The organism is Geobacillus thermocatenulatus, assembly GCF_002217655.1.
GTDB classification, from domain to species: domain Bacteria; phylum Bacillota; class Bacilli; order Bacillales; family Anoxybacillaceae; genus Geobacillus; species Geobacillus thermocatenulatus.
In genome coordinates, this window is sequence record NZ_NEWK01000002.1 from 834134 (window position 1) to 858425 (window position 24292).

Consider the following 24292-nt stretch of genomic DNA (forward strand, 5'->3'; position numbering starts at 1 on the left):
ATGAAGGGGCGGCCCGGTGTTTGAGCTTTTGACGCCTTCAACCGCCTCAAGCGCTTGGAACCCAGATATTTTCCACAGCTCCCCAGGCGGCGGGCGCCTTTCGAAACGTTCGCGGCGCCAGGCCGCGCGCCTGGCACCCGTTCTTTAACGGCGGATGCTCTGAGGAACGCCTAGCTACAGCAAATCAGCGGCAAGCTGGGCGAGCGCCGAACGCTCCCCTTTGACGAGCCGGATATGACCGGCGATTTTTTGGTCTTTAAACTTTTCGACGACGTACGTCAACCCGTTGTTATATTCATCCAAATACGGATGGTCGATCTGTTCCGGATCGCCCATTAAAATGATTTTGCTTTTCTCCCCGACGCGCGTCAAAATCGTCTTCACTTCATGCTTCGTTAAATTTTGCGCCTCATCAATGATGATAAACTGCTCCGGCAGGCTCCGGCCGCGGATGTACGTGAGCGCCTCCACTTCAATCGAGCTCATGCCGGCTAAAATCGCATCGAGCTCCCCCGGTTTTTTCGTGTTGAACAAGTATTCCAAGTTGTCAAAAATCGGCTGCATCCACGGGCGCAGCTTTTCTTCCTTTTCCCCCGGCAGAAAGCCGAGATCTTTCCCCATCGGCACAATCGGCCGAGCGACGAGCAATTTTTTGTATGTGCGCAAATCTTCCGTTTGCATCAACCCCGCGGCAAGGGCAAGCAACGTCTTGCCCGTTCCAGCTTTGCCGATGAGCGTCACAAGCGGAATGTCGTCGCGCATGAGAAGCTCAAACGCCATCGTCTGCTGCACGTTGCGCGGGCGAATGCCCCATATATGTTCGTGATGGAAGATGAGCTTTTTCACTTTTTTGCCGTTTTGGTCGACAATGCCAATTGCTGACGCCGAGCTGCCAAACGCGTCTTTCATAATAATGAACTGGTTCGGATAAAACGGGTGATCGGCGATATCGGCGAGCACGAGCTCCCCTTTGTCGTAAAATCGCTGCAGGTGGTCCTTTCCTATGTACAGCTCCAAAAATCCGCTGTAAATATGGTCGACATCAACGACGCGGTCGCTTAAAAAGTCTTCTGCCTGCAGCCCGATGGCATCCGCTTTGACGCGCACGAGCGCATCTTTGCTCACCAAAATGACGGAGCGTCCATCTTCCTTCGCCTGCTCTTCAAGCGATAAATTTTTCGCCACCGCCAGAATGCGGTTGTCATTTGTTTTTTCCACAAAAATTTCTTGCAGTTGATGAAACGAACGATGGTTCAACTCAATGCGCAGCGCCCCTCCGTTTTCAAGCGGAATTTTTTCATGCAGCTTGCCGTTTTCGCGCAGACGGTCGATGAGCTTTGACACTTGGCGGGCATTTCTACCAATTTCATCCATATACCGTTTTTTCGAATCCACTTCCTCAAGCACGACCGCTGGAATGACGACCTCATTATCCTCAAACGCGAAAATCGAATACGGATCTTGCAACAGCACGTTCGTATCGAGCACGTAAATTTTTTTTCCCAAATTCCGCTTCCCCCCATGTGAGTTTTTCACGTTTTTCCGTTGGATGGGAATGGCTGTAATACAACATATGAAAACATGTATAAAGATAGAAGGACATTTGCAAACTAAAGAAAAAAAGTCGAGGTGGCCCATTATGAAGAGAAACTGCTGGCTCGCCGTTTTCTTCCTTCCTCTTTTGATTTTCAGCGGCTGCGCGTTTGGAAACGATCATGAAGCGAACGAGCCCAATCGTTCACTCGTGCGTGTCAAAAATACGGTCGATGAACACGTCGAGAACAAATCCGGGCAAGAGATCGCCCGCCGGCTGGCGGAAATCGCCGACCGAGTTCCAAACGTTCACAATGCCGCCGCGATCGTCGTCGGCAAATATGCCATCGTCGGCATTGACGTCGGCGCCAATATGGATGCCTCGCGCGTCGGCACCATCAAATATTCCGTCGCCGAAGCATTGCAAAAAGATCCGTACGGTGCGAACGCTATTATTGTCGCTGACCCAGATCTTTACACCCGCGTGCGCAACATCGGCCGGCAAATCGATGAGGGGAGGCCGGTGCAAGCGTTCATGAACGAAATCGCCGACATCGTCGGACGAGTGATGCCGGAAGTGCCAAGCGACCTATTTGAAACGACGCCGAAGCCGACCGAAGAAAATGACGGACAGCTGAACGAACGGGAGGAGCGGCAACTGAACGAACAGCAAAACAAGCAATCGAATGAACATTTAAATCGATAAACGGTTTCTGTGTGAATTATAATGGAACAGAAAGCGCGGCTCATTTCCGAGGAAAGCGGGGGAGTGAAATGCATTTGAATCAACAAACGAGGGCGGGAAATGTGGTATAATGGGAGCGAAAGAATACTCTACCATTTCGCGTTTGGATGTATTGAGGTGAACAATGAGAGTCAAATGCGTGCTTTGCGACCAAATCGATACGATCGACGATGAATCGCCGCTCGCCAAGCGGCTGCGCAACCGCCCGATCCACACGTACATGTGCCGCGAATGCCACGACCGCATCACCGAAAAAACGAAACAGCGGCTGGCAACAGGAAAGTTCCGCTTCTATCGCGGCCGCCGCGCAGACGATGATTGGTGATCCCGCAAAAAAAACGGTGCGGAAGAGCGATCGCTTTTCCGCGCCTTTTTGGTTGTCATCATCCATACTTTTCCGGCTCGGCTTCGATCTGCCGCCACATCGCCTCAGCCAGCTCAAGCGGGAAACGCGCCGCCTTTGTTTCCCCGCCGCGCACATATTCGACAATATATTGCCCATTCGTTTCATCTTTGACGGCGTCTACGGCCGTCACACCAAAGTCGTTTTCCAAGATGGCGCGGAAAAACGAGGCCGTATCGCGCGCCGCCGCATCGTGCGGACGGGCTTTAGCGACGATGTGGATCGTCAGCCAGTTATAAAGGGCATCCTGCACGGATTTCATGACTTTTCTCCCTCTTTCGCCTGCTTCAGGCGCACTTTATAAATGATTAATACGAGGGCGGTGACGGCCAATCCTTCTGCCACCGGCAAAAAGACGGCAAAAAAGGTCAAAACCGTGCAGCCAAGCGCCAGCAAGACGTAAATGATGACGTTTTTCAACAGCGGCAGGCGGCGGGCAAAACCGAGGCGATACACAAGCGCGGCAAGCAACAACACTGTCACATACAATAGCCACATACCGCGCTCGGGATGATCGTGCACCTTATAAAGCGAGGCGAAAAACGTGAGCCGTTCGAGCACATTCACACCATTCCCCTCCTGTTCATCCTAATAACGCCCTTCTCCAAGGCGTTTTCGATTGTTCGCAAACCAAGGACGCGCGCATGGCGCTTCCGGCTATTTCGCCTGCTCAACCGCTTTCTTTTTCTTCTCCGCCTTTTCACGCTCGCTTTTATTCAAGATTTTTTTGCGCAACCGGATCGAGGCTGGCGTCACCTCACAATATTCATCATCATTCAAATACTCGAGCGCTTCTTCAAGCGTCAACAGACGCGGCTTTTTCATCGTCACCGTCTGCTCTTTCGTCGATGAACGCATGTTGGTGACATGTTTTTCGCGGCAAATGTTGACGACGAGGTCGTTTTCGCGGTTATGCTCGCCGACGATCATCCCTTCGTACACTTCAGTACCCGGCTCAACAAAAATGGTGCCGCGATCCTCAAGTTGCATGATGCTGTAAGCCGTCGCCTTTCCGGTTTCCATCGAGACGAGCACCCCTTGGCGGCGGCCGCCGATGGCGCCAGGCTGCACGGGGGCATAATGGTCAAACGAATGGTTTAAAATTCCATATCCGCGCGTCAACGACATAAATTCACTCCGATAGCCGATCAAGCCACGCGACGGCACAAGGAAGACGAGACGCACTTGCCCATTGTCGCCGTGCACCATATCGACGAGCTCGCCCTTGCGGCTGCCGAGCGACTCCATGATCGCTCCCGTATATTCCTCCGGGATGTCCATGACGACCCGCTCGATCGGCTCGCACGTGACACCGTCAATCTCTTTTAGAATGACTTCCGGCTTCGATACTTGCAGTTCGTATCCTTCGCGGCGCATGCTTTCAATCAAAATCGCCAAATGAAGCTCCCCGCGGCCGGAGACAATCCACGCATCCGGCGACTCGGTCGGCTCAACGCGCAGACTGACATCGGTCTCCAGCTGGGTGCGAAGCCGCTCCTCCAGCTTTCTCGCCGTCACGTATTTGCCTTCGCGCCCCGCAAACGGGCTGTTGTTGACGAGAAACGTCATTTTCAACGTCGGCTCATCGATGTGAAGCGGCGGCAGCGGCTCTTGATGATCGGGCGGGCAAACCGTTTCACCGACATTGATGTCCTCCATCCCGGCGACCGCGACGATGTCGCCAGCGTGCGCTTCTTCAATCTCAATCCGCTTCAACCCAATAAAACCAAACAACTTCGTGACACGAAACATCTTGACGGCACCGTCGCGCTTTAAGAGAGCGACTTGCTGGCCTGTTTTCATCGTGCCGCGGAAAATGCGGCCGATGCCGATGCGTCCGACATATTCATTATAGTCGAGCAGCGCCACTTGAAACTGCAACGGTTCGTTGCGGTTGTCCGCCGGCGCCGGAATATGCTCGATGATCGTCTCAAACAAGGCGGTCATGTCACCATCCTGGCGATCCGGATCGAGGCTTGCCGTCCCGCGCAGCGCCGATGTGTACACGACTGGAAACTCGAGCTGCTCCTCAGAAGCACCAAGTTCGATAAACAGGTCGAGCACCTCATCAACGACTTCCGCCGGCCGAGCAAATTCGCGGTCGATTTTGTTGACGACGACGATCGGCACAAGCTGCTGCTCAAGCGCCTTTTTCAGCACAAACCGCGTCTGCGGCATGCAGCCTTCATACGCATCGACGACAAGCAAGACGCCGTCGACAAGGCGCATGATCCGCTCCACTTCCCCTCCGAAATCAGCGTGTCCCGGCGTGTCCAAAATGTTGATGCGCGTTCCTTTATACAAGACAGCAGTGTTTTTTGCCAAAATCGTAATGCCGCGCTCCCGCTCCAAATCGTTGCGGTCAAGCGCCCGCTCCGCGACTTGTTCGTTTTCGCGGAACGTCCCTGACTGCCGAAGCAGCTGGTCAACGAGCGTCGTTTTCCCATGGTCGACGTGAGCGATGATCGCGATATTGCGAAGATCGATTCGTCTGTTCGTCAATGTCGGTCACTCCTGTTCGGCAAACTGCTTGTCTATTATATCACAACCGATAGAAAATCGGCATGTTTTCCGGTACACTAAAAAAAGACGCCCACTTTGCCAGAAAGGAGTCAACCCAATGAAACGGATCGAGCCTGTACCGCTGTTGCTCGCCATTCTTGCCGTCGCCGCCATCATGGCGATCGGCGTCTTCATCGCCGAGCAAAGTTTGATCGGCATCGCCGCTTCCACGCTCATCTTGATCGCCGCCATGGGCGCCGGGTTCGCCCATAAAAAACGGACGCGTTGAAAAACGGGACAAGCATCCAGCTTGTCCCGTTTTCGCGATTTCGCGCCTCATCAATCGTGAAGATAGCGCCGCAAAATTTCTTCGTGCACCCCAGGTTTCGCAGCAAGCACCGAATTGCGGCCAAGCAGATCCAGCGGCTTCCCGTCAAGGGTCGTCACCATTCCGCCCGCTTCTTCAATCAAAATCATCCCGCCGGCGAAATCCCACGGCGACAGGCGCGGAGAAATGTAGGCGTCCAAACGGCCGGCGGCAACATACGCGAGCTCAAGCGCCGCTGAACCATACGAGCGCGTGCCGCGCGCCTCTTTCGCCAGCCTCATGAGCGGGCGATGGTCGAGGCGCTTGTTTTCCATGAGCCATGTCCCGTTGATGGCGATGATCGACTCCGCCACTGGCGCGGGCTGCAGGAGGCCGAGTGGCTCCCCGTTCAAAAACACCCCCCGCCCTTTTTGCGCCGCATACAGTTCGTCAAACACGACGTCATACACGTAGCCGAGCTGCCCGATGCCGTCTTCAAAAATGCCGATCGATACAGCAAAATGGCGCCGCTGATGAACGAAATTCATCGTGCCGTCGATCGGGTCAATCACCCAAACAACGCCGTCCAAGGCATCGATCCGGTCGCCAAATCCTTCTTCCCCCAACAGGCGGTGGCTAGGGAACTGGCGGCGGATGTGCTCGGCGAAAAATTGCTCAATGGCGCGGTCAACGTTCGTCACTAAGTCGTTCGGGTTCTCTTTCGCTTCCACCGTCAGCTGTTTGGCAAACGAGGTGCGGATGCGCTTTCCTGCTTCGTCGATCCATTGCCGGGCGTATCGGTCGATTTCTTCCCATTTTTCTGCCATATTGATTCCTCCTGCCTTCAGTTATGTATAGATCGCAACCGGAACGGGGGCGGACACGGCTCAAGAAAAAAACGAACCGGAAAGATGGTTCGCCTTGAATCAGAATCATACTTGAAGGCGCATCAGTTCTTGGCGCAGCTTTTCAAGCCGCCGTTTGCACTCTTTTTTCTTTTCTTCATCGTTTTCCATCATGGCCTCGTACAGCGTCGCTAATTCGTAATCGAGTTCGAGCCGCAACACCGCCATGCGTTTGTCTCCATCTGGCCGCTTCAGCGAATTGGCGGTTTTTTTCATCTTCGTCCGCACCCCTTTCTCGATCATCCGCTAAACTTCCGGCGCCCGTCACGAATGTACTGCTCCATTTTGTTTTATATTATATTATGTGGAAAAAGGGGTGTATGCAACTAATTTGTGCGTTTACCTACCGCGCTTCCATTGTGGCTCGAATGATACCACAGCGGTAATCCCAGGGGAACTATGGCCATCCATGATTTCTTGTGTTGACCAGTCGTAGGAAAATGGATAGGAATAACCCATTGTTCCACCTCCACCGTTAGTTTGCCCAACGGCGCCGAATTTGTTCCGCCTCTTCGATCATGCGGGCAAACAACTCAGCGACGGACGGAACGTCGTGAATAAGCCCGATCGCCTGCCCAGCCCAAGCGAATCCTTCGTCCACCTTTCCTTCGTAAATGAAGCGCCGGTTCGCTTCTCCGCTAATATATTCTTTTAAATCATCATACGTACCGCCTTGGCGCTCGATTTCCAATATTTTTTCCGCCCAGGCGTTGGCCAGCACCCGCCCTGGCGCCCCGAGCGACCGTTTAATGATGACCGTATCGTTTTCGGTGGCGTTAAGAATCATTTCTTTATATGCGGGATGAGCATGAACGCATTCTTTCGTGGCGATAAACCGCGTTCCCATCTCAATCCCTTCCGCTCCAAGCGCCAATGCCGCCATCAACCCGCGTCCATCGGCGATGCCGCCCGAGGCGATGACCGGAATCGATACGGAGTCAACGACTTTCGGAATGAGGACGAACGTGCCAGTATCGTATTTGCCGAGATGCCCGCCCCCTTCCTGACCAACGACCATCACCGCATCAGCACCGAGCTCCTCTGCTTTCACTGCCTGGCGGACGGCGGCAACGAGCACGAGCTTTTTCACGTTCGTTCCTTTCAATTGTTCAAAAAACGGCGCTGGATTGCCGCCGGTGACCGAAACGACCGGCACCCCCTCATCAAGCGCTGCTTCAAGCATATGAGCAAACGGGCGGCCGTGCTGGCCAATGGCGAAATTGACGCCGAACGGCCGATCGGTTTTTTCCTTCACCTTGCGGATTTCCTCGCGTAGTTGCTCCGGTCCATCGAGCGACATCGCCGTAATTTGTCCGAGCCCACCGGCGTTCGAGACCGCTGCGGCCAAATCAGCGTACGCCAAGTAAGCGAGTCCTCCTTGAATGATCGGATATGTAATGCCGAGAAGCTCTGTCACCCTCGTTCTCCATTTCATTTCGATAGCGCCCCCTTTTTGCTTTGTCTTTCTTTTATTTCTCTCTTGAACCGCTGTTTTCCTTTTTCAGCGTCCATTCATTTCTTCTTTGCAAACAGAAAAATCCATGCTATAATGCACTTGTTTTATCCTCGAGATAAAAAAGAGGTGTGAAAAACCATTGTCGCAACTCGAGACACCATTGTTTACCGGTTTGTTGGAGCATATGAAAAAAAATCCGGTTCAATTTCACATCCCCGGCCATAAAAAAGGGGCCGGCATGGATCCGGAGTTTCGCGCTTTCATCGGAGACAACGCCTTGGCGATTGATTTAATCAACATCAGCCCGCTCGATGACTTGCACCATCCAAAAGGGATGATCAAACGGGCCCAGGAGCTCGCTGCCGAAGCGTTCGGCGCCGATTATACGTTTTTTTCCGTGCAAGGAACGAGCGGCGCCATCATGACGATGGTCATGTCGGTCGCCGGGCCGGGCGATAAAATCATCGTGCCGCGCAACGTCCATAAATCGGTCATGTCGGCCATTGTCTTTTCTGGAGCGACGCCGATTTTCATTCATCCCGAAATCGACAAGGAGCTTGGCATTTCCCATGGCATTACGCCGCAAGCAGTGGAAAAAGCGCTCCGCCAGCACCCGGACGCCAAAGGGGTGCTCGTCATCAACCCGACGTACTTTGGCATTGCCGGCGATTTGAAAAAAATCGTCGAGATCGCCCACTCGTACAACGTTCCGGTGCTTGTCGACGAAGCGCACGGCGTGCACATTCATTTTCATGAGGACTTGCCGCTCTCCGCGATGCAAGCGGGCGCCGATATGGCGGCGACAAGCGTCCATAAGCTTGGCGGATCGCTGACGCAAAGCTCGATTTTGAATGTGCGGGAAGGACTCGTCTCCGCGAAACACGTGCAGGCGATTTTAAGCATGCTGACGACGACTTCAACGTCGTACTTGTTGCTCGCTTCGCTTGATGTCGCCCGCAAACAGTTGGCGACGAAAGGGCGTGAACTCATCGACAAAGCCATTCGACTCGCCGACTGGACGCGCCGGCAAATCAACGAGATTCCATATTTGTACTGCGTCGGCGAAGAGATTTTAGGCACGGAAGCAACGTACGACTACGATCCGACAAAGCTCATCATTTCGGTTAAAGAGCTTGGGCTGACCGGTCATGACGTCGAACGGTGGCTGCGCGAAACGTACAACATTGAAGTCGAGCTTTCCGATTTATACAATATTTTGTGCATCATCACTCCAGGCGATACCGAACGGGAGGCGAGCCTGCTCGTTGAAGCGCTCCGCCGCTTGTCGAAGCAGTTCAGCCATCAGGCAGAGAAAGGGGTCAAGCCGAAAGTGCTCCTTCCGGACATCCCGGCCCTAGCCTTGACGCCGCGCGATGCGTTTTACGCCGAAACGGAAGTCGTGCCGTTTCACGAATCGGCCGGCCGAATCATCGCCGAATTTGTGATGGTGTATCCGCCTGGCATTCCAATTTTTATTCCAGGCGAAATCATCACGGAAGAAAACTTGAAGTATATTGAGACGAACTTGGCTGCCGGCCTCCCTGTCCAAGGGCCGGAAGACGACACGCTGCAGACGTTGCGCGTCATTAAGGAATATAAACCGATCCGCTGATCGCACAAGCCGGTTTTGCCTGGCTTGTGCTTTTTTGCCAAAATAAACGGCGCGCATGTGACTTGTCGACATGCGCGCCTCTATCCGTTCCTTTCCCCCATCGGTTTGACCGTTTTATTCTTTTTCTCCGCCCTCATGGTCGTGCTCGCAGCAATCACATTTCCCATAAAGCGTTGTCACTTTTTCATCTTCGAAATACGCAATCGTCGCATCACACGTTTGACATACGATCGTGCCCATCCCCAAAACCCCTTTGTGATGATAAATTCGGTTGTTGATTTCATAATAATATATCACATTTCAATTGTCAATCCCAATTTGTATATCACATTTAACAAAAAAAGAACTTTTTTGAAACCGCTCTTTTTCCATTTATTGTCCGCCAACATATGGTACAATAAGGATAAAAACGCAATGGAAATGGTGGGAGGGAAAGGAATGATGAACACCAATCTAAAGCTGCCTGCGGGGAAAACGATGACCATCGAGGACGTCAAACAGCTGCTCGAGCGCTACCAGATGGCGCTCAAAAAGACAGGGGAACAGCTTGGTTGGGCGTACGAACAGGCCGCTTTCCCGTATACGGTCCGCATACACGAATCAGTTCTCTACTTGCAAGGAGACGGCCGTTTGTACAAAGGGATGGCGATTTCCGTGCGAACAGCTGGAGAAGAGACATTCATTGACATCGCACTGCCGCCGGGGGCGACGCATGGGGATAAAGGGAAGGCCAATGAATTCAGCAAATGGCTGGCGAAAACGCTCGGCGGTGAACTGCACTTGTTCAGCGGCCGGACGATGGTGTTTGGCAGCGCGTAAACAGCGGGCATTCGACCGCTGTTTTTTATTGAACGGCCTGCCAAATGACATGCTGACCGGCAAAGTACACCGCCGCCGTCCCAATCGTCGTCAGCGCCGCCTTGCGCGTCGCCAAGCCGAGCTGGCGGGCCAGCAAAAACGCGATGTACATAAAGATGCACAGCATCAGCCCGCGGAAAAACAGGCGGTCTCTTCCTGACAGCCACTCGATCAATGAGAAACTGCTCCAAATCATCATCTGCATCAAAAATGCAACGTAAGCTTTCATTTCAACTCCATCTCCCGCTTGTTCTTTACCATAACGATATGAAGCGAGAGCGGAAAATAGTATGGGAAATTGGACAAGAAATGGACCAGGCCGCTCCTTTGGACAAAAGACTGTGGACCGGGCGCAGCAACAGGCGAACATACAGCTGCCGCCGCAGATTCATTTCTTTTCCGCCAATCATCTTGCAGCGCCCTTATCAAGATACGGTGAAATTGGTAGAGGGATTGCGCCGCAAAAGATTTTTTAAAAACATATTCTCTCGATTGGGGTATTGATGTGCTACTTTTTCTCATATTTCTTGTAATGGTACTACAAGGAAAAAATGGGGTTGACCCAAAAGTTCGCCAAAAAGCGGATTTTTGGGGTCAACCCCTTCGTTTTCCGTTACTTCGCAATGATATGAATCGGCGTGCCAAGCGCCACTTCCGCCGCTTCCATGGCGATTTCGCCAAGCGTCGGATGGGCATGAATCGTCAACGCGATATCTTCCGCCGTCATGCCGGCTTCGATGGCAAGCCCAAGCTCAGCGATCATATCTGAGGCGTTCGGGCCGATGATTTGCGCTCCGATCACGACGCCGTCTTCTTTGCGGACGACAAGCTTCAAGAAGCCGTCCGTATCGTTGAGCGACAGAGCGCGGCCGTTGGCGGCAAACGGGAATTTCGCCGTAATGACGTCGATGCCTTCCTCTTTCGCCTGTTGTTCAAAGTAGCCGACCGAGGCGCATTCCGGATCCGAGAAGACCACAGCCGGAATGGCGATGTAATCGACGACCGACGGATGGCCGGCGATGGCTTCCGCCGCCACTTTTCCTTCATACGACGCTTTATGGGCGAGCGCCGGGCCTGGGACGATGTCGCCAATGGCGAAAATGTTCGGCACGCTTGTCCGGCATTGTTGATCCACTTCAATCAAGCCGCGGTTGTTCATTTTGATGCCGATTTGTTCAAGACCAAGCTCATCTGTATTCGGTCGGCGGCCGACCGTCACCAACACATAGTCGGCGTCGATCGTTTTCGTTTCGCCGTTCGCTTCATACGTGACCGTCACGCCGTCTGCACGCTCTTCGGCTCCTTTTGCGAGCGCATTCGTCACAACTTCGACCCCTTTGTTCTTCAGACGGCGCTTAATGATGGACACCATTTGCTTTTCAAAGCCGGATAAAATCTCACCGGCCCCTTCCAGAATCGTCACTTTCGCACCAAAATTGGCGTAAGCCGTACCGAGTTCGATGCCGATGTAGCCGCCGCCGATGACAACGAGCGATTTTGGGATTTCCCCGAGGTTGAGCGCACCGGTCGAGTCGAGAATGCGGCCGGAAAACTTGAAGTTTGGCAGCTCGATCGGACGCGAACCGGTGGCCAGAATCGCGTTTTTAAACGTATACGTCTGCGCGCTGTCGCCGTTGACCACGCGCACCGTATTGGCGTCGACGAAGTACGCTTCCCCTTTGACAATGTCAACTTTGTTGCCTTTGAGAAGTCCTTCGACGCCGCCCGTCAATTTTTTGACGATGCTCGCTTTCCATTCTTGCACTTTCGAGAAATCAACCGTGACGTTTTCCGCCTTGATGCCCATCTCGTCGGAATGTTTCGCCTGCTCGTAGCGATGGCTTGCCGAGATGAGCGCCTTGGACGGGATGCAGCCGACGTTTAAGCAGACGCCGCCCAAATTTCCTTTTTCCACAATCGTCACTTTTTGGCCGAGCTGTGCGGCGCGGATGGCGGCGACATAGCCGCCAGGGCCGGCGCCAACGACGAGCGTTTCTGTTTCAATTGCAAAATCGCCAACTACCATCGTTTTACGCCTCCATTAATAATAATTCTGGATCGCTTAACAGCTGCTTGATATGGTTGAGCGCTTTTTGCGCTGTCGCTCCGTCGATCATCCGATGGTCAAAGCTGAGCGAGAGCGCCAAGACCGGAGCAGCGACAATTTCACCGTCGCGGACAACCGGTTTTTCGGCAATGCGGCCGATGCCAAGAATCGCCACTTCCGGATGGTTGATGACCGGCGTAAACCATTGCCCGCCGGCTGAGCCGATGTTTGTAATCGTGCACGATGCGCCTTTCATTTCGTTTGGCATCAGTTTGCCTTCGCGCGCTTTTTCAGCGAGTTCGTTGATTTCCTTCGCCAGCGCGAAAATCGGCTTCCGGTCGGCATGTTTAATGACCGGCACGAGCAAGCCGCGGTCCGTATCAGCGGCAATGCCGATGTTGTAGTAATGCTTATGAATAATTTCCTCCGTCGCATCGTCGATCGACGTATTCAGCACCGGATATTCACGCAGCGCAGAAACAAGCGCTTTGACGACATACGGCAAGAACGTCAGCTTGATGCCTTTTTCCGCGGCAATGGCCTTGAATTTTTTTCGGTGAGCAACAAGCTTCGTCACATCGGCTTCGTCCATCAGCGTCACGTGCGGGGCCGTATGTTTCGAATGCACCATGGCCTTGGCGATCGCCCGACGGATGCCGCTCATTTTCTCGCGCGTTTCCGGGAATTCGCCTTCCGGCACAACCGGTTTCGCTGCTGGCGCTTGCGGCGCTGCCTTCTCTTCCGCCGCTTGCGGCGTCGGCTCAGCCGCGGCTTTCGCGCCGCCGGCGAGGAAGGCATCAATATCTTCTTTCAAAATGCGGCCGTTTTTCCCCGTGCCTTGGACGAGACGGATATCGACGCCTTTTTCACGCGCATATTTGCGCACAGACGGCATCGCGATAACGCGGCGGTTCGGGTCGGCTCCCGCTTCGGCCGCCGGTGCGCTCGAAGCAGCGGTCTCAACCATTTCCTTTTTCGACACCGTTTCCGCTTTTTCCTCTTTTTTCACTTCTTCGTGTTCTTGTCCTTTAAACGTCATGTTTTCATAGCCCGGCGCATCGAGCGTAATGAGCGTTTGCCCAACCGTCGCCACCGTTCCTTCCGGGACGAGAATCTCAAGCACTTTCCCCTTGACAGGAGATGGGATCTCGACGACCGCTTTGTCGTTTTGCACTTCGCACAACACGTCGTCTTCGTTCACTTCATCGCCCGGCTTGACGAACCATTTGACGATCTCGCCTTCATGAATGCCTTCGCCAATGTCCGGCAGCTTAAATTCAAATGCCACTGTAGGTCGACCTCCTATTCGTTTGCCGAAAATGAGCGGGGGAAGGCCCTTTGCTCCCCCGGACTTGTCCACATTAGAAGTTGATCACTTTTTTCGCCGTCTCGATCACGTCTTTAAAGTTCGGCAGCCACACCGATTCTGCTTGAGCGAACGGATAGACGGTATCCGGCGCGGCGACGCGCAATACAGGCGCCTCCAGGCTTAAAATCGCACGTTCGTTAATTTCAGCAACGACGTTGGCGGCGATGCCGGCTTGCCGTTGCGCTTCTTGAACGACGATGGCGCGGCCCGTTTTTTCGACCGAACCAATGATCGTCTCCATATCGAGCGGCTGCACGGTGCGCAAGTCGACGACTTCGGCAGAAATGCCTTCTTTCTCTAATTCTGCCGCCGCCTTTAACGATTCATGCACCATGGCCCCGTACGCGATAATCGTAATGTCTTTCCCTTCACGCTTAATGTCTGCTTTGCCGATCGGAATTGTGTACTCTCCTTCCGGCACCTCTTGTCGGAACGAACGGTACAGTTTCAAATGCTCAAGGAAAATAACCGGGTCGTTGTCGCGGATGGCTGAGATGAGCAATCCTTTCGCATCATACGGCGTCGACGGGATGACGACTTTCAAGCCCGGCTGTTGGGCGACGAGTCCTTCTAAGCTGTCTGAGTGCAATTCTGGCGTATGAACGCCGCCGCCAAACGGCGAACGAATCGTAATCGGAACATGGTAGCGGCCGCCAGTGCGGTAGCGGATGCGCGCCATTTGTCCGCAAATCGCATCCATCGCCTCATAGACGAACCCGAAAAACTGAATTTCCGGCACCGGGCGAAACCCTTGCAAGGCCAAGCCGATCGCCAAACCGCCGATCCCCGATTCGGCCAGCGGCGTATCAAACACATGTTCTTCGCCAAACTCAGCTTGCAGCCCTTCCGTCGCCCGGAATACGCCGCCGTTGACCCCAACGTCTTCGCCAAACACCAGCACGTTCGGATCGTTTCTCATCTCGATGCGCAGCGCATCGGTGATCGCTTGAACCATTGTCATTTGCGCCATGGCTTACTTCGACTCCTTCTCTTTATAAATTTCATACTGCTCTTTTAAGTTCGCCGGCAGCTCTTCGAACATGATGCTGATTAAGTCGGTCACTTTTTGTTTCGGCGTTTCGTCCGCTTTTTTGATCGCTTCCTTGATGTCCTCTTTCGCCTGCTCGATGACGCGGTTTTCTTCCTCTTCGCTCCATAAACCTTTCGCTTCTAAAAACTTGCGGAAGCGGACAAGCGGGTCTTTTTTCGCCCATTCGTTTTCGAGTTCTTTCGAACGATAGCGCGTCGGATCGTCGCCGGACATCGTGTGCGGACCGTAGCGGAAGCAAAGTGTTTCGATGAGCGTCGGCCCTTCGCCGTTAATGGCGCGTTCGCGGGCTGCTTTCACCGCGGCGTAGACTGCAAGCGGATCCATGCCGTCGACTTGAATGCCCGGAATGCCGGCAGCGACCGCTTTTTGCGCCAATGTTTTGGCGACCGTTTGCTTCTCCACTGGCGTCGAGATGGCAAAGCGGTTGTTTTGCACAACAAAGATGGCCGGCGCCTTAAACGCCCCCGCGAAGTTGATCCCTTCATAAAAGTCGCCTTGCGATGTGCCCCCATCGCCGGTATATGTAATGGCCACCGCCTTTTTGCCCCGCATTTTCAAGCCGAGCGCCACGCCGGCCGCTTGAATGTATTGAGCCCCGATAATAATTTGGGGCGGCAAGACATTGACGCCTTCAGGAATTTGATTGCCATGAAAGTGGCCGCGCGAGAACAAAAACGCTTGATAAAGCGGAAGCCCGTGCCAAATGATTTGCGGAACGTCGCGATATCCCGGCAAAATGAAATCTTCTTTCTCAAGCGCAAAATGGCTGGCGATTTGGCTCGCTTCTTGCCCGGCGGTCGGTGCGTAAAACCCGAGTCGGCCTTGGCGGTTCAACGAAATGGAGCGCTGGTCGAGGATGCGCGTATACACCATGCGGCGCATCAGCTCTTTCAGCTGCTCGTCGCTTAACTCTGGCATCGCCTCTTCGTTGACGATTTCGCCTTCTTCATTCAAAATTTGAAACGTCGGGAACTGCTCGGCTACTTTCTCGAGCTGCTCCGCAAATCGAAACTGGGAGGTTTTCACACCCATGTTATTCACCTCTGCCTTTCATTAGAAATTTTAGAAATGAGAATACATTCGCCCACATACTATTAATGTACCCAAAATGAAAGAGAAATAAAAAACGGCCGCCATCCGGCGCCAACGCAAGCAACAAAGGCGCCGAAATCTGTTTCACTATTTTTCAAGATTGAATTAGTACAATACGCATTTGCAAGTTTTAGTTTACACGTTCTTGGATCAACCGTCAACGACTTTGATTTCTCATGTTTTTTCGCTTTATCTTTTGGGGGGAATTGGAATTGGTAATATTCCGCCCGCAAACTGTTATATTACATCCCTCACTACCTGTACGAGTCCTGTATTATATTTTCACAAAATACAAAACATACAGTGGCTTGATAAGATAATGAAAACGTTTTCTCTAATTTGTCTTATTGTTTTCCTTATACTCGAATAATATATTCGTGCGGTTGCGTTTTGATTTACGATCGATGCTCATTTTGTTAGACTAAACGATAGACAGCGATGCCAAACGTAGGGAGTGAACGAAGCGAATGATCACGATGAAGGACATCATCAAAGAGGGGCATCCGACATTGCGGAAAATCGCCGAACCCGTTCCGTTGCCGCCTTCAGAGGAAGATAAGCGCATTTTGCAAAGCTTGCTTGACTACGTGAAAATGAGCCAAGACCCGGAGCTGGCAGCGAAATACGGCCTGCGGCCCGGCATTGGCCTTGCCGCCCCGCAAATCAACGTCTCAAAGCGGATGATTGCCGTCCATGTCACCGATGAAAACGGGACGCTGTACAGCTACGCCTTGTTCAATCCGAAAATCGTCAGCCATTCCGTCCAGCAATGTTACTTGACGACCGGGGAAGGCTGTCTGTCGGTCGACCGCGACGTGCCGGGGTATGTGCCGCGCTATGCCCGCATCACGGTCACGGGGACGACGATCGACGGCGAGGAAGTCACCTTGCGCCTCAAAGGATTGCCGGCCATCGTCTTCCAGCATGAAATCGACCATTTAAACGGCATTATGTTTTATGACCGCATCAATCCGGACGACCCCTTCCAAGTGCCGGACGGAGCGATTCCAATCGGGCGCTAAAAAGCCTGTTGTCAATGGCGAGCGGCCTCGCCGAAAAGGCCAAGGCCGCTTTTATCGGATGAGCTGCAGCTGTTTCAATCCATACCAAATGCCTTCCTGATCGACCGGCTTCGTAACGAAGTCGGCGATCTTTTTCACTTCCTCATGGGCGTTGCCCATCGCCACCCCGGTTCCGACGAACGAGAGCATTTCAATATCATTCAATCCGTCGCCGAACGCGTACACATCCTTCTTATCAATCCCGAGTTTTTCGATCATCATGCGGATGCCTTCCGCCTTCGAGCCCCCTGCCGGCAGCACATCGGTCGAGACGTCGTGCCAGCGGACAAAGCGGAATTCCGGATAGTTGCGCACATACGGTTCTTCTTCCTCAGCGCGGCAAAACAGAAGCGCTTGATAAATGTCTTTGTTCTCATAATAAAGAGGGTCGACAGGCGGGTGGGCGAATTTTAGGCTCGCCATGCTGACGTGGATGTGCGGATGGTCATCAACGCTGGCCCGCATTTCATCAGCGTTCATAAAGACAAGCGGATGGCCGTTGCGGTGGGCGTCTTCAGTCAATGCCCGCACTTTCTCACGGGAAAGCGGCTGCTTGTATAGCACATTCCCTTCAAAAACGACGTACTGGCCGTTGAAGCTGACGAACGAATCGATGCCAAGCTGTTTGCGCACATGCTCAAACATAAACGGAGCGCGTCCGGTGGCGATGGCGACATAAACGTCCGACTGCTTCAGGCGGCGAACCGCTTCGATCGTTGATGGCGGCAGCTGCTTTTGCTCATCAAGAAGCGTGCCGTCGATGTCGAAAAAGACAATTTTTCTGCCCACGTTCACTTCCCCTTGTGAAAAAATTGTTCATTGTTAACCGTACTGAAAAACGCCCGGAATGTCAACCAAGAGGCACGTTCTGTTCCATTTTTACCCATGAAAAACAAACCTCCGTCTACATATCATATAGAATAGAACATTTACTTTCGCTGCAAAATGAGTACAATAAAAGGTAAGGAGTGATGAAACATGTTGAAAAAGCTGAAAAAAAAGCTGCTTCAACAGTGGAAAGACCTGCTCCGGAAAAAATTGATCGCCTGACCGTTACAACAGCCCTTCCCTTCGAAGGGCTTCTTTCCCACTTGAATAAAGCGGGCAACATTCGTCAATGATGCATATCGTCGGCACATCTCACGCCTGTTTTTGGCTTTTGGCAACAAAATACATGAAAAGAACGTTACATTCTTATATAATAGATAGAGCAACCATTGTACGATAAGGAGAGATTTCACGATGATTTTCAAAGTGTTTTACCAAGAAAACGTGGACGAGGTGCCCGTGAGAGAAAAAACGAAAACACTCTACATCGAAGCAGAATCAGAGCGGGATGTACGCCGAAAACTCGAAAGCCGTCCGATCAATATTGAGTATATTCAGCCGTTAGAGGGAGCGCATCTAGAATACGAAAAGAAAAGCCCGAACTTTCAAGTATTGGAGATTTCATCATGAAGCTGTTAGCTGACCAGCAAGTTGGCGTTTTTGCCCTCGGCGGACTGGGTGAAATCGGAAAAAATACATACGGCGTACAATTCCAAGACGAAATCATTGTCATTGATGCAGGCATTAAGTTTCCGGAAGATGAGCTGCTTGGGATCGACTATGTCATTCCAGACTACTCCTATTTAGTGAAGCACGCGGACAAAGTGAAAGGGCTGTTCATCACCCACGGGCACGAAGACCATATCGGCGGCATTCCGTATTTGCTCCGGCAGGTGAACATCCCGATTTACGGCGGCAAATTGGCGCTTGGACTGATTCGGAATAAACTTGAAGAACATGGCTTGTTGCGCCAAGCGAAACTCATTGAGATTCGCGAAGACGATGTCATCCGCTTTCAAAAAACGGCCGTCACCTTTTTCCGGACGACGCACAGCATCCCAGACAGCTACGGTATTGTTGTGAAAACGCCAGTCGGGCAAATCGTTCACACTGGGGATTTTAAATTCGACTTTACGCCGGTCGGTGAGCCAGCCAATTTGACAAAAATGGCCGAGATTGGGAAAGAAGGCGTTCTTTGCCTCATGTCGGACAGCACGAACAGCGAGATTCCACATTTTACGATGTCGGAGCGACGCGTCGGCGAAAGCATTCATGACATTTTCCGCAAGGTGGAAGGACGCATCATTTTCGCCACATTTGCATCCAACATCCACCGTCTTCAACAGGTGACGGAAGCAGCCGTCGCCAATAACCGAAAAATCGCTGTCTTCGGCCGAAGCATGGAAGCGGCGATTGAGATCGGACAAGACCTCGGCTATATCAAATGCCCGAAAGGCACGTTCGTCGACGCGAACGAAATCAACCGCCTGCCGGCCAACCGGGTGACGATTTTATGCACCGGCAGCCAAGGGGAGCCGATGGCCGCCTTGTCACGCATCGCCAACGGCACGCACCGGCAAATTCAAATCATTCCGGGCGACACGGTCGTCTTTTCCTCATCCCCGATCCCGGGCAACACGGTGAGCGTCAACCGTACGATCAACATGCTGTACCGCGCTGGTGCAGAAGTCATCCACGGTCCGCTCAACGACATCCATACGTCTGGCCACGGCGGACAAGAAGAGCAAAAATTGATGATCCGGCTGATGAAGCCGAAATATTTCATGCCCATCCACGGCGAATACCGCATGCAAAAAATGCACGCCAAGCTCGCCATTGACTGCGGCGTGCCGGAGGAAAACTGCTTTATTATGGACAACGGCGAAGTGCTTGGCATCAGCGACAAAGAAGCGCGCATCGTCGGCAAGATCCCGTCCGGCTCCGTCTACATCGACGGCAGCGGTGTCGGCGACATCGGCAACATCGTCTTGCGCGACCGCCGCATTTTGTCTGAGGAAGGACTCGTGATTGTCGTCGTCAGCATCAACATGAAAGAATTTAAAATCGCCGCCGGTCCTGATATTATCTCTCGCGGCTTCGTCTATATGCGGGAGTCAGGCGACTTGATCAGCGAAGCGCAGGTGTTGATCTCCAAGCATCTCGAAAAAGTGCTGGAACGGAAAACAAACCAATGGTCGGAGATCAAAAACGAAATTACGGAAACGCTCGCTCCGTTCTTGTACGAGCGGACGAAACGGCGGCCGATGATTTTGCCGATCATCATGGAAATCTAACGAAAAAAGGGCGTCCCTGCAAAAGGGATGCCCTTTTTCTGCCATCATCATGCACAGGCCGTCTGTCAGCCGTCAGCCGACCACTTTTTCCTCAAACCGGTCAATGTCGCTGTCAGCGCCGATGACGACCAACACGTCGCCTTTGCGGATGATTTCCGAGGCGAGCGGGGAGACGATGACGCTTGCTCCACGCTTGATGGCGACGATATTGATGCCGTAGCGGGCGCGGATGTCAAGCTCCAAAAGCGAATGGCCGTCAAGCCGCTCGCTCGCCACGATTTCGACAATGCTGTATTTGTCCGACAGCTCCAGATAATCTAAGACGTTATTGGAAATCAAATTGTGGGCGATCCGCTCGCCCATGTCGCGCTCTGGATGCACGATTTGATCAGCGCCGATTTTTTTCAGCACTTTCTCATGGTAATCGTTCGTTGCCTTGACCGTAATATGGTTGACGCCGAGCTCTTTTAAAATCAAGGTCGTCAAAATGCTCGCCTGAATGTTGTCGCCGATCGCAACAATCACATGGTCGAAGTTGCGGATGCCTAAGCTTTTCAACACGTTTTCATCGGTCGTGTCGCCGACGACGGCATGCGAAGCGATCGACGCAAATTCGTTCACCCGGTCTTCATCAATATCGATGGCCAATACTTCCATCCCTTGTTCGCTCAGCGTTCGGCAGATGCTGCCTCCAAAGCGCCCGAGGCCGATGACAGCAAACTGTTTCTTTTTCATTGACACTCCTCCATCGTTGATCAAGCATTGTTTCTTCCCCTTATTTTAGCAAAAAAGAAAAAGGAACGAAAACGTCCTTCGTTCCTTTTCCATCATTCCTTTACACGATGAGCTTTCGCCATTTCGCCAAAACGAGGCTGCCAGCGCACACAGCCCGAACGTTCGGCATCAGCGAAATGTTTCTTCTACTTTTTGGCAAATCTCGTCCGCGGTGAGCCCACTCGCTTCAATGACCGGACCGGACGTCACGATGTTGTGAATGCCGGCGATATTGGCGTCCAGGCCGGTAATGACGCAGCAGTCGCAGCCTCTTGCGTCTTGCTCCCCGCGGAGCGGTACAACGTCATATCCTCGCTCTTTCAACGCTTCCTGTACGTCCGTCAACGATGGCTCAACACCAATTTTCGCCATCACCATTCACCTCCTCACACTCATTAATGTGTGTTGCTAGAGGCGGAACTATACTTCATTCTGCGTTTCCTTTCCATGAAAAATAGTCGATTAAAAACGCGATGGCGCGGTCGATCGCTTCCTCGTTCGGAGCCAGTTTTGCATGGTGCAACCCATATGGCGAATCAACACCGAGCCAAAATATAAATCCAGGAATTTCTGCCAACATATAGCCGAAATCTTCACCAGTCATCGCTTCTTTGCAACGGATCACATTCACGCCGCCGTGCGCCTTGGCAAACTTCATAAATTCCGCTGTCAGATCCAGATCGTTGTACACTTCATGGTACATGGCACCGTAATCGATGGATGCTTCGCATTCGTATGCGACTTCAATGCCATGCACGATCGCTTCAATCCGCCGCTTCACCTTCTGCATCGCTGCAGTCGACAGCGTCCGAATCGTTCCTTCGAGCCGGGCGTGCTCCGCAATGACGTTTTGCACCGTCCCGCCGGCAATTTTTCCGATCGTAATGACCGCGCCATCGAGCGGATCGACGTTGCGGGCGACGATCGACTGCAGCTGCGTCACCAATGCGCAGGCGGCGACGACCATGTCATTCGCTAAATGCGGAAACGCCGCATGGCCACCTTTTCCCTTCAGGTCGATAAACAGCTCCGACGTATTGGCAAACAGCAACCCTTCTTTCGTTGCAATCGTGCCGACTGGATATTCCGGCGCAATATGCAGGGCGACGATGATATCCGGCTTCCATTCCCGCATGATGTCGCTTTCTAACATCGGCTTTGCTCCGCCCGGTCCTTCCTCGGCCGGCTGGAATACAAACAGCAAATCGTCTTTCAGTGGATGATAAGCAAAATGGGTGAGCACACCAAGAGCAATGCTCATATGCACATCGTGGCCGCACGCGTGCATGCGCCCTTCATGTTTCGACCGATACGGCAAACCGGTCTCCTCGCGAATCGGCAGCCCGTCCATATCGGCGCGGTAGCCGATCGTTTTGCGCGGCGATGTTCCGTTGACTTTGACGAAAATCCCGGTTTTCCACGTCCGGACTTGAAGCCGCTCTTGCGGCAAGGACTGGATATAGCGAAGCAAATATTGCTGCGTTTTAAACTCCTGAAACCCAAGCTCTGGGATTTGATGCAAGTCGCGGCGAATGGCGACAAATGGGCTGATCGCAGACATCGTCTCTCCTCCATGGATAAAAAAGCTGTCCTCGTGTGAAGGGACAGCTTTTATGATGATTATAATTGGCGAAGCTCCTGCTTAATCTCCGTTTTCGCCCGCGTTTGCTCGTCGATCTGCTTAATGACGCGCGCCGGCACGCCGGCCACGACCGTATACGGCGGCACGTCTTCGACAACAACGGCGCCGGCAGCCACAACCGCTCCCTTGCCGACCGTGACACCTTCCAAAATAACGGCATTCGCCCCAACGAGCACATCGTCTTCAATGACGACCGGCTTGGCTGATGGCGGCTCGATCACGCCTGCCAACACCGCGCCGGCGCCGATATGGCAGTTTTTCCCTACCGTCGCCCGGCCGCCGAGCACCGCGTTCATGTCGATCATCGTTCCTTCGCCGACGACGGCGCCGATATTGATGACCGCTCCCATCATAATGACGGCGTTGTCGCCGATTTCGACATGGTCGCGGATGATCGCGCCCGGCTCAATGCGCGCCTTGATGCCTTTCAAATCCAAAAGCGGAATGGCCGAGTTGCGACGGTCGTTCTCGACAACATAGTCCTCGATTTTGTCTTGATTCGCTTCGATTGCCGCTTGAATGTCTTGCCATTCGCCAAACACAACGCCGACGTTGCCGATCATAAACGTTTTCGCGCTTGAGCCGAAATCGATGCCATCAAGATCCCCTTTTATGTATACTTTAACAGGCGTTGATTTTTTACTGTTTTGAATAAACGAAATGATTTCATTGGCGTCCATCATCTTCATGGGCGATATCCTCCTTTACACCTGTATTCTTTTTTACTTTAGCAAAACAGAGATCATTGTGACAAGCACAAATTCATTGAGCAAAATACTGTAAATATCTTCTCGAAGGCTTGGACTTGTGGAAGTTGCCCTGCCGCTTCCGAACGGATCAGCCAAAGCCCGCTGCTCTTGTTATGGCACACGATTCCCTTTCTGCTCATTGTTCAGCTTCTTTTCGGCCTAGCTTCCGGCCGCCATTAGGCCTGTGCAGCTGTTTATTCAGTTGCTTCAGTACTTCCCGTCGAGTGAAAATGCCTGCAAAATAGCCGTCGTCATTTTCCACGCACACGAACGGATGGTTGACAATAAGCCCCACTGCCTTCATCAGGCTGTCGTCAAGCCGCAGGCGCGGAATGTTTCGGTTCATCACTTCTTCGACCTTCATCGTCTCGAGACGTTCAAATTCAATGCGCTCCAATCCTAAAATGGCATCCATTATCATCGTCATGCTGATGAGCCCGTGAAGTTTATAAGATGTGTCCAATACCGGAATCGCCGAATAGCCGGTTTTCGTCAGGACGAGCAGCGCATGATCCAAATAATTTCCCGGCTGCACATGCGCCACTTTATCCGCCGGAATCAGAAAGGACTTCACAGTCATTTGCATGAATTCATTGTGTTCCCATGTCATGCCGATGTTCCGCCTTTCTTCTGCATCTTCTCCTCTCCACACTGTTATCATACCATAAAAAAGACTATCGCTTCCTGCGATAGCGATAGTGCACAACAATTTTTATCCTTCCTCTTCCTCTATCAACAGGCGGTCGTATAAACGCAACAGCTGCCGGTACCGGTGTTCATCGACCGCCTTGTCCCCGTTTTCGATATCCGCCAGCTCGGAGCGGATGAGCTCGAGTGCATATTGCTGGCTAAACAAAACGTCAAGCAATAACGCCGCTTCCTCGCCCGACAGCCTTGTCGGCAGCCGCTTCGTCATCTTCATTCCCCCTTTGCCTCTTCCGCTTCCATATATATTCGCCGGCAAAGGAAAAAAGTCGTGGAAAAAACCGTCATTTCCAAGCGACCAAAAAACGGTTTTCTCTCCGTGAACTACCCACCACCTACGCTTCGCTGAGAGGTGGGGG

29 protein-coding genes are annotated in these 24292 nt (G+C 52.6%); 9 read left to right on the forward strand and 20 right to left on the reverse strand.

Annotated elements, in window-relative coordinates:
* Nucleotides 1-174: 174 nt before the first annotated feature.
* A complete protein-coding gene (locus tag B9L19_RS13050; protein WP_011230575.1) occupies nucleotides 175-1506 on the reverse strand; it encodes a PhoH family protein in 1332 nt (443 codons plus the stop codon).
* Nucleotides 1507-1639: 133 nt separating this feature from the next.
* Here B9L19_RS13050 and B9L19_RS13055 point away from each other — a divergent pair, with 133 nt between their 5' ends.
* Entirely contained in the window at nucleotides 1640-2239 is a 600-nt protein-coding gene (locus tag B9L19_RS13055; RefSeq protein ID WP_025949700.1) for a YhcN/YlaJ family sporulation lipoprotein, read from the forward strand.
* 163 nt (nucleotides 2240-2402) lie between these two features.
* Nucleotides 2403-2603, forward strand: a complete 201-nt coding sequence (locus tag B9L19_RS13060; RefSeq protein WP_013145887.1) for a YlaI family protein — start codon at nucleotides 2403-2405, stop codon at nucleotides 2601-2603.
* Nucleotides 2604-2661: 58 nt separating this feature from the next.
* Here B9L19_RS13060 and B9L19_RS13065 read toward each other — a convergent pair whose 3' ends face one another.
* The 3 genes from B9L19_RS13065 to typA form a co-directional block, all read right to left on the reverse strand.
* Entirely contained in the window at nucleotides 2662-2943 is a 282-nt protein-coding gene (locus B9L19_RS13065; protein ID WP_025949699.1) for a hypothetical protein, read from the reverse strand.
* Nucleotides 2940-3248: a YlaH-like family protein gene (locus B9L19_RS13070; RefSeq protein ID WP_025949698.1), complete on the reverse strand. Its 309-nt coding sequence runs from the start codon at nucleotides 3246-3248 to the stop codon at nucleotides 2940-2942. Before B9L19_RS13070 ends, B9L19_RS13065 begins: the two co-directional genes overlap by 4 nt.
* A 90-nt stretch (nucleotides 3249-3338) precedes the next feature.
* Complete coding sequence (gene typA / locus B9L19_RS13075) at nucleotides 3339-5183, reverse strand: translational GTPase TypA (protein ID WP_047753397.1); 1845 nt, start codon at nucleotides 5181-5183, stop codon at nucleotides 3339-3341.
* Nucleotides 5184-5301: 118 nt separating this feature from the next.
* Here typA and B9L19_RS19070 point away from each other — a divergent pair, with 118 nt between their 5' ends.
* Nucleotides 5302-5472 (forward strand): DUF5325 family protein, encoded by a 171-nt coding sequence (locus B9L19_RS19070; protein ID WP_157832555.1) that lies wholly within the window; start codon nucleotides 5302-5304, stop codon nucleotides 5470-5472.
* 50 nt (nucleotides 5473-5522) lie between these two features.
* Here the strand turns inward: B9L19_RS19070 and B9L19_RS13080 are convergent, their stop codons facing one another.
* The 3 genes from B9L19_RS13080 to B9L19_RS13090 form a co-directional block, all read right to left on the reverse strand.
* A complete protein-coding gene (locus B9L19_RS13080; protein WP_047753398.1) occupies nucleotides 5523-6317 on the reverse strand; it encodes an inositol monophosphatase family protein in 795 nt (264 codons plus the stop codon).
* 105 nt (nucleotides 6318-6422) lie between these two features.
* A complete protein-coding gene (locus B9L19_RS13085; RefSeq protein ID WP_172643496.1) occupies nucleotides 6423-6638 on the reverse strand; it encodes a hypothetical protein in 216 nt (71 codons plus the stop codon).
* 232 nt (nucleotides 6639-6870) lie between these two features.
* Nucleotides 6871-7830, reverse strand: a complete 960-nt coding sequence (locus B9L19_RS13090; protein WP_011230566.1) for an NAD(P)H-dependent flavin oxidoreductase — start codon at nucleotides 7828-7830, stop codon at nucleotides 6871-6873.
* A gap of 160 nt (nucleotides 7831-7990) precedes the next feature.
* Between B9L19_RS13090 and B9L19_RS13095 the strand changes: the two genes are divergently transcribed.
* Nucleotides 7991-9463 carry an aminotransferase class I/II-fold pyridoxal phosphate-dependent enzyme gene (locus tag B9L19_RS13095; RefSeq protein ID WP_025949696.1) on the forward strand — a complete coding sequence of 491 codons (1473 nt, stop codon included), beginning with the start codon at nucleotides 7991-7993 and terminating at the stop codon, nucleotides 9461-9463.
* Nucleotides 9464-9577: 114 nt separating this feature from the next.
* On the opposite strand, the gene B9L19_RS13100 is transcribed toward B9L19_RS13095, so the two are convergent.
* A complete protein-coding gene (locus tag B9L19_RS13100; protein WP_025949695.1) occupies nucleotides 9578-9703 on the reverse strand; it encodes a GapA-binding peptide SR1P in 126 nt (41 codons plus the stop codon).
* A 198-nt stretch (nucleotides 9704-9901) separates the two neighbouring features.
* On the opposite strand from B9L19_RS13100, the gene B9L19_RS13105 reads away from it, so the two are divergent.
* Nucleotides 9902-10282 (forward strand): DUF1885 family protein, encoded by a 381-nt coding sequence (locus B9L19_RS13105; RefSeq protein ID WP_025949694.1) that lies wholly within the window; start codon nucleotides 9902-9904, stop codon nucleotides 10280-10282.
* 25 nt (nucleotides 10283-10307) lie between these two features.
* Here B9L19_RS13105 and B9L19_RS13110 read toward each other — a convergent pair whose 3' ends face one another.
* From B9L19_RS13110 to pdhA, 5 genes are all read right to left on the reverse strand, one after another.
* Nucleotides 10308-10550, reverse strand: a complete 243-nt coding sequence (locus B9L19_RS13110; RefSeq protein ID WP_011230562.1) for a hypothetical protein — start codon at nucleotides 10548-10550, stop codon at nucleotides 10308-10310.
* A gap of 384 nt (nucleotides 10551-10934) precedes the next feature.
* Nucleotides 10935-12347: a dihydrolipoyl dehydrogenase gene (gene lpdA / locus B9L19_RS13115; RefSeq protein ID WP_025949693.1), complete on the reverse strand. Its 1413-nt coding sequence runs from the start codon at nucleotides 12345-12347 to the stop codon at nucleotides 10935-10937.
* A gap of 4 nt (nucleotides 12348-12351) precedes the next feature.
* Nucleotides 12352-13656: a dihydrolipoamide acetyltransferase family protein gene (locus tag B9L19_RS13120; protein WP_025949692.1), complete on the reverse strand. Its 1305-nt coding sequence runs from the start codon at nucleotides 13654-13656 to the stop codon at nucleotides 12352-12354.
* A gap of 73 nt (nucleotides 13657-13729) precedes the next feature.
* Nucleotides 13730-14707, reverse strand: coding sequence for a pyruvate dehydrogenase complex E1 component subunit beta (gene pdhB / locus B9L19_RS13125; RefSeq protein WP_047753399.1), 978 nt, complete (start codon nucleotides 14705-14707; stop codon nucleotides 13730-13732).
* Nucleotides 14708-14710: 3 nt separating this feature from the next.
* Complete coding sequence (gene pdhA / locus B9L19_RS13130; RefSeq protein WP_013523311.1) at nucleotides 14711-15820, reverse strand: pyruvate dehydrogenase (acetyl-transferring) E1 component subunit alpha; 1110 nt, start codon at nucleotides 15818-15820, stop codon at nucleotides 14711-14713.
* A 527-nt stretch (nucleotides 15821-16347) separates the two neighbouring features.
* On the opposite strand from pdhA, the gene def reads away from it, so the two are divergent.
* The gene (gene def / locus B9L19_RS13135; protein ID WP_011230557.1) at nucleotides 16348-16902 is read left to right on the forward strand and encodes a peptide deformylase; all 555 of its coding nucleotides are present in this window, start codon (nucleotides 16348-16350) and stop codon (nucleotides 16900-16902) included.
* Nucleotides 16903-16953: 51 nt separating this feature from the next.
* On the opposite strand, the gene B9L19_RS13140 is transcribed toward def, so the two are convergent.
* Complete coding sequence (locus tag B9L19_RS13140) at nucleotides 16954-17730, reverse strand: Cof-type HAD-IIB family hydrolase (RefSeq protein WP_025949690.1); 777 nt, start codon at nucleotides 17728-17730, stop codon at nucleotides 16954-16956.
* A gap of 182 nt (nucleotides 17731-17912) precedes the next feature.
* Between B9L19_RS13140 and B9L19_RS19075 the strand changes: the two genes are divergently transcribed.
* The 3 genes from B9L19_RS19075 (at nucleotide 17913) to rnjA (ending at nucleotide 20063) form a co-directional block, all read left to right on the forward strand.
* Entirely contained in the window at nucleotides 17913-18062 is a 150-nt protein-coding gene (locus B9L19_RS19075) for a hypothetical protein (RefSeq protein ID WP_167372783.1), read from the forward strand.
* 121 nt (nucleotides 18063-18183) lie between these two features.
* The gene (locus B9L19_RS13145; protein ID WP_025949689.1) at nucleotides 18184-18399 is read left to right on the forward strand and encodes a DNA-dependent RNA polymerase subunit epsilon; all 216 of its coding nucleotides are present in this window, start codon (nucleotides 18184-18186) and stop codon (nucleotides 18397-18399) included.
* The gene (gene rnjA / locus B9L19_RS13150) at nucleotides 18396-20063 is read left to right on the forward strand and encodes a ribonuclease J1 (RefSeq protein WP_025949688.1); all 1668 of its coding nucleotides are present in this window, start codon (nucleotides 18396-18398) and stop codon (nucleotides 20061-20063) included. The genes B9L19_RS13145 and rnjA overlap by 4 nt, the downstream gene beginning before the upstream one ends.
* 72 nt (nucleotides 20064-20135) lie before the next feature.
* Here the strand turns inward: rnjA and B9L19_RS13155 are convergent, their stop codons facing one another.
* The 6 genes from B9L19_RS13155 to abbA all read right to left on the reverse strand — a co-directional run bounded on the left by B9L19_RS13155 (nucleotide 20136) and on the right by abbA (nucleotide 24144).
* The gene (locus B9L19_RS13155; RefSeq protein ID WP_013145901.1) at nucleotides 20136-20798 is read right to left on the reverse strand and encodes a potassium channel family protein; all 663 of its coding nucleotides are present in this window, start codon (nucleotides 20796-20798) and stop codon (nucleotides 20136-20138) included.
* A gap of 168 nt (nucleotides 20799-20966) precedes the next feature.
* A complete protein-coding gene (locus tag B9L19_RS13160; protein WP_047753400.1) occupies nucleotides 20967-21209 on the reverse strand; it encodes a YkuS family protein in 243 nt (80 codons plus the stop codon).
* A gap of 55 nt (nucleotides 21210-21264) precedes the next feature.
* Nucleotides 21265-22398, reverse strand: coding sequence for an N-acetyldiaminopimelate deacetylase (locus tag B9L19_RS13165; RefSeq protein ID WP_047753401.1), 1134 nt, complete (start codon nucleotides 22396-22398; stop codon nucleotides 21265-21267).
* A 59-nt stretch (nucleotides 22399-22457) separates the two neighbouring features.
* Nucleotides 22458-23168: a 2,3,4,5-tetrahydropyridine-2,6-dicarboxylate N-acetyltransferase gene (dapD, locus tag B9L19_RS13170; RefSeq protein WP_025949685.1), complete on the reverse strand. Its 711-nt coding sequence runs from the start codon at nucleotides 23166-23168 to the stop codon at nucleotides 22458-22460.
* Between the two features lie 196 nt (nucleotides 23169-23364).
* Nucleotides 23365-23838: a cyclic-di-AMP-binding protein CbpB gene (gene cbpB, locus B9L19_RS13175; RefSeq protein WP_047753402.1), complete on the reverse strand. Its 474-nt coding sequence runs from the start codon at nucleotides 23836-23838 to the stop codon at nucleotides 23365-23367.
* Nucleotides 23839-23940: 102 nt separating this feature from the next.
* On the reverse strand, nucleotides 23941-24144 hold the full coding sequence (gene abbA, locus B9L19_RS13180; RefSeq protein ID WP_025949683.1) for an antirepressor AbbA: 204 nt from the start codon (nucleotides 24142-24144) through the stop codon (nucleotides 23941-23943).
* Between the last annotated feature and the right edge of the window lie 148 nt (nucleotides 24145-24292).

Bases quoted from the DNA above. Each gene is read 5' to 3' on its own strand.
- B9L19_RS13055 (WP_025949700.1), top strand. From the start codon at position 1,640: ATGAAGAGAAACTGCTGGCTCGCCGTTTTCTTCCTTCCTCTTTTGATT.
- B9L19_RS13060 (WP_013145887.1), top strand. From the start codon at position 2,403: ATGAGAGTCAAATGCGTGCTTTGCGACCAAATCGATACGATCGACGAT.
- B9L19_RS13065 (WP_025949699.1), bottom strand. From the start codon at position 2,943: ATGAAATCCGTGCAGGATGCCCTTTATAACTGGCTGACGATCCACATC.
- B9L19_RS19070 (WP_157832555.1), top strand. From the start codon at position 5,302: ATGAAACGGATCGAGCCTGTACCGCTGTTGCTCGCCATTCTTGCCGTC.
- B9L19_RS13080 (WP_047753398.1), bottom strand. From the start codon at position 6,317: ATGGCAGAAAAATGGGAAGAAATCGACCGATACGCCCGGCAATGGATC.
- B9L19_RS13085 (WP_172643496.1), bottom strand. From the start codon at position 6,638: ATGATCGAGAAAGGGGTGCGGACGAAGATGAAAAAAACCGCCAATTCG.
- B9L19_RS13090 (WP_011230566.1), bottom strand. From the start codon at position 7,830: ATGAAATGGAGAACGAGGGTGACAGAGCTTCTCGGCATTACATATCCG.
- B9L19_RS13100 (WP_025949695.1), bottom strand. From the start codon at position 9,703: ATGGGCACGATCGTATGTCAAACGTGTGATGCGACGATTGCGTATTTC.
- B9L19_RS13105 (WP_025949694.1), top strand. From the start codon at position 9,902: ATGATGAACACCAATCTAAAGCTGCCTGCGGGGAAAACGATGACCATC.
- B9L19_RS13110 (WP_011230562.1), bottom strand. From the start codon at position 10,550: ATGAAAGCTTACGTTGCATTTTTGATGCAGATGATGATTTGGAGCAGT.
- lpdA (WP_025949693.1), bottom strand. From the start codon at position 12,347: ATGGTAGTTGGCGATTTTGCAATTGAAACAGAAACGCTCGTCGTTGGC.
- pdhB (WP_047753399.1), bottom strand. From the start codon at position 14,707: ATGGCGCAAATGACAATGGTTCAAGCGATCACCGATGCGCTGCGCATC.
- pdhA (WP_013523311.1), bottom strand. From the start codon at position 15,820: ATGGGTGTGAAAACCTCCCAGTTTCGATTTGCGGAGCAGCTCGAGAAA.
- def (WP_011230557.1), top strand. From the start codon at position 16,348: ATGATCACGATGAAGGACATCATCAAAGAGGGGCATCCGACATTGCGG.
- B9L19_RS19075 (WP_167372783.1), top strand. From the start codon at position 17,913: ATGAAACATGTTGAAAAAGCTGAAAAAAAAGCTGCTTCAACAGTGGAA.
- B9L19_RS13145 (WP_025949689.1), top strand. From the start codon at position 18,184: ATGATTTTCAAAGTGTTTTACCAAGAAAACGTGGACGAGGTGCCCGTG.
- rnjA (WP_025949688.1), top strand. From the start codon at position 18,396: ATGAAGCTGTTAGCTGACCAGCAAGTTGGCGTTTTTGCCCTCGGCGGA.
- B9L19_RS13155 (WP_013145901.1), bottom strand. From the start codon at position 20,798: ATGAAAAAGAAACAGTTTGCTGTCATCGGCCTCGGGCGCTTTGGAGGC.
- B9L19_RS13160 (WP_047753400.1), bottom strand. From the start codon at position 21,209: ATGGCGAAAATTGGTGTTGAGCCATCGTTGACGGACGTACAGGAAGCG.
- B9L19_RS13165 (WP_047753401.1), bottom strand. From the start codon at position 22,398: ATGTCTGCGATCAGCCCATTTGTCGCCATTCGCCGCGACTTGCATCAA.
- dapD (WP_025949685.1), bottom strand. From the start codon at position 23,168: ATGAAGATGATGGACGCCAATGAAATCATTTCGTTTATTCAAAACAGT.
- cbpB (WP_047753402.1), bottom strand. From the start codon at position 23,838: ATGACATGGGAACACAATGAATTCATGCAAATGACTGTGAAGTCCTTT.
- abbA (WP_025949683.1), bottom strand. From the start codon at position 24,144: ATGACGAAGCGGCTGCCGACAAGGCTGTCGGGCGAGGAAGCGGCGTTA.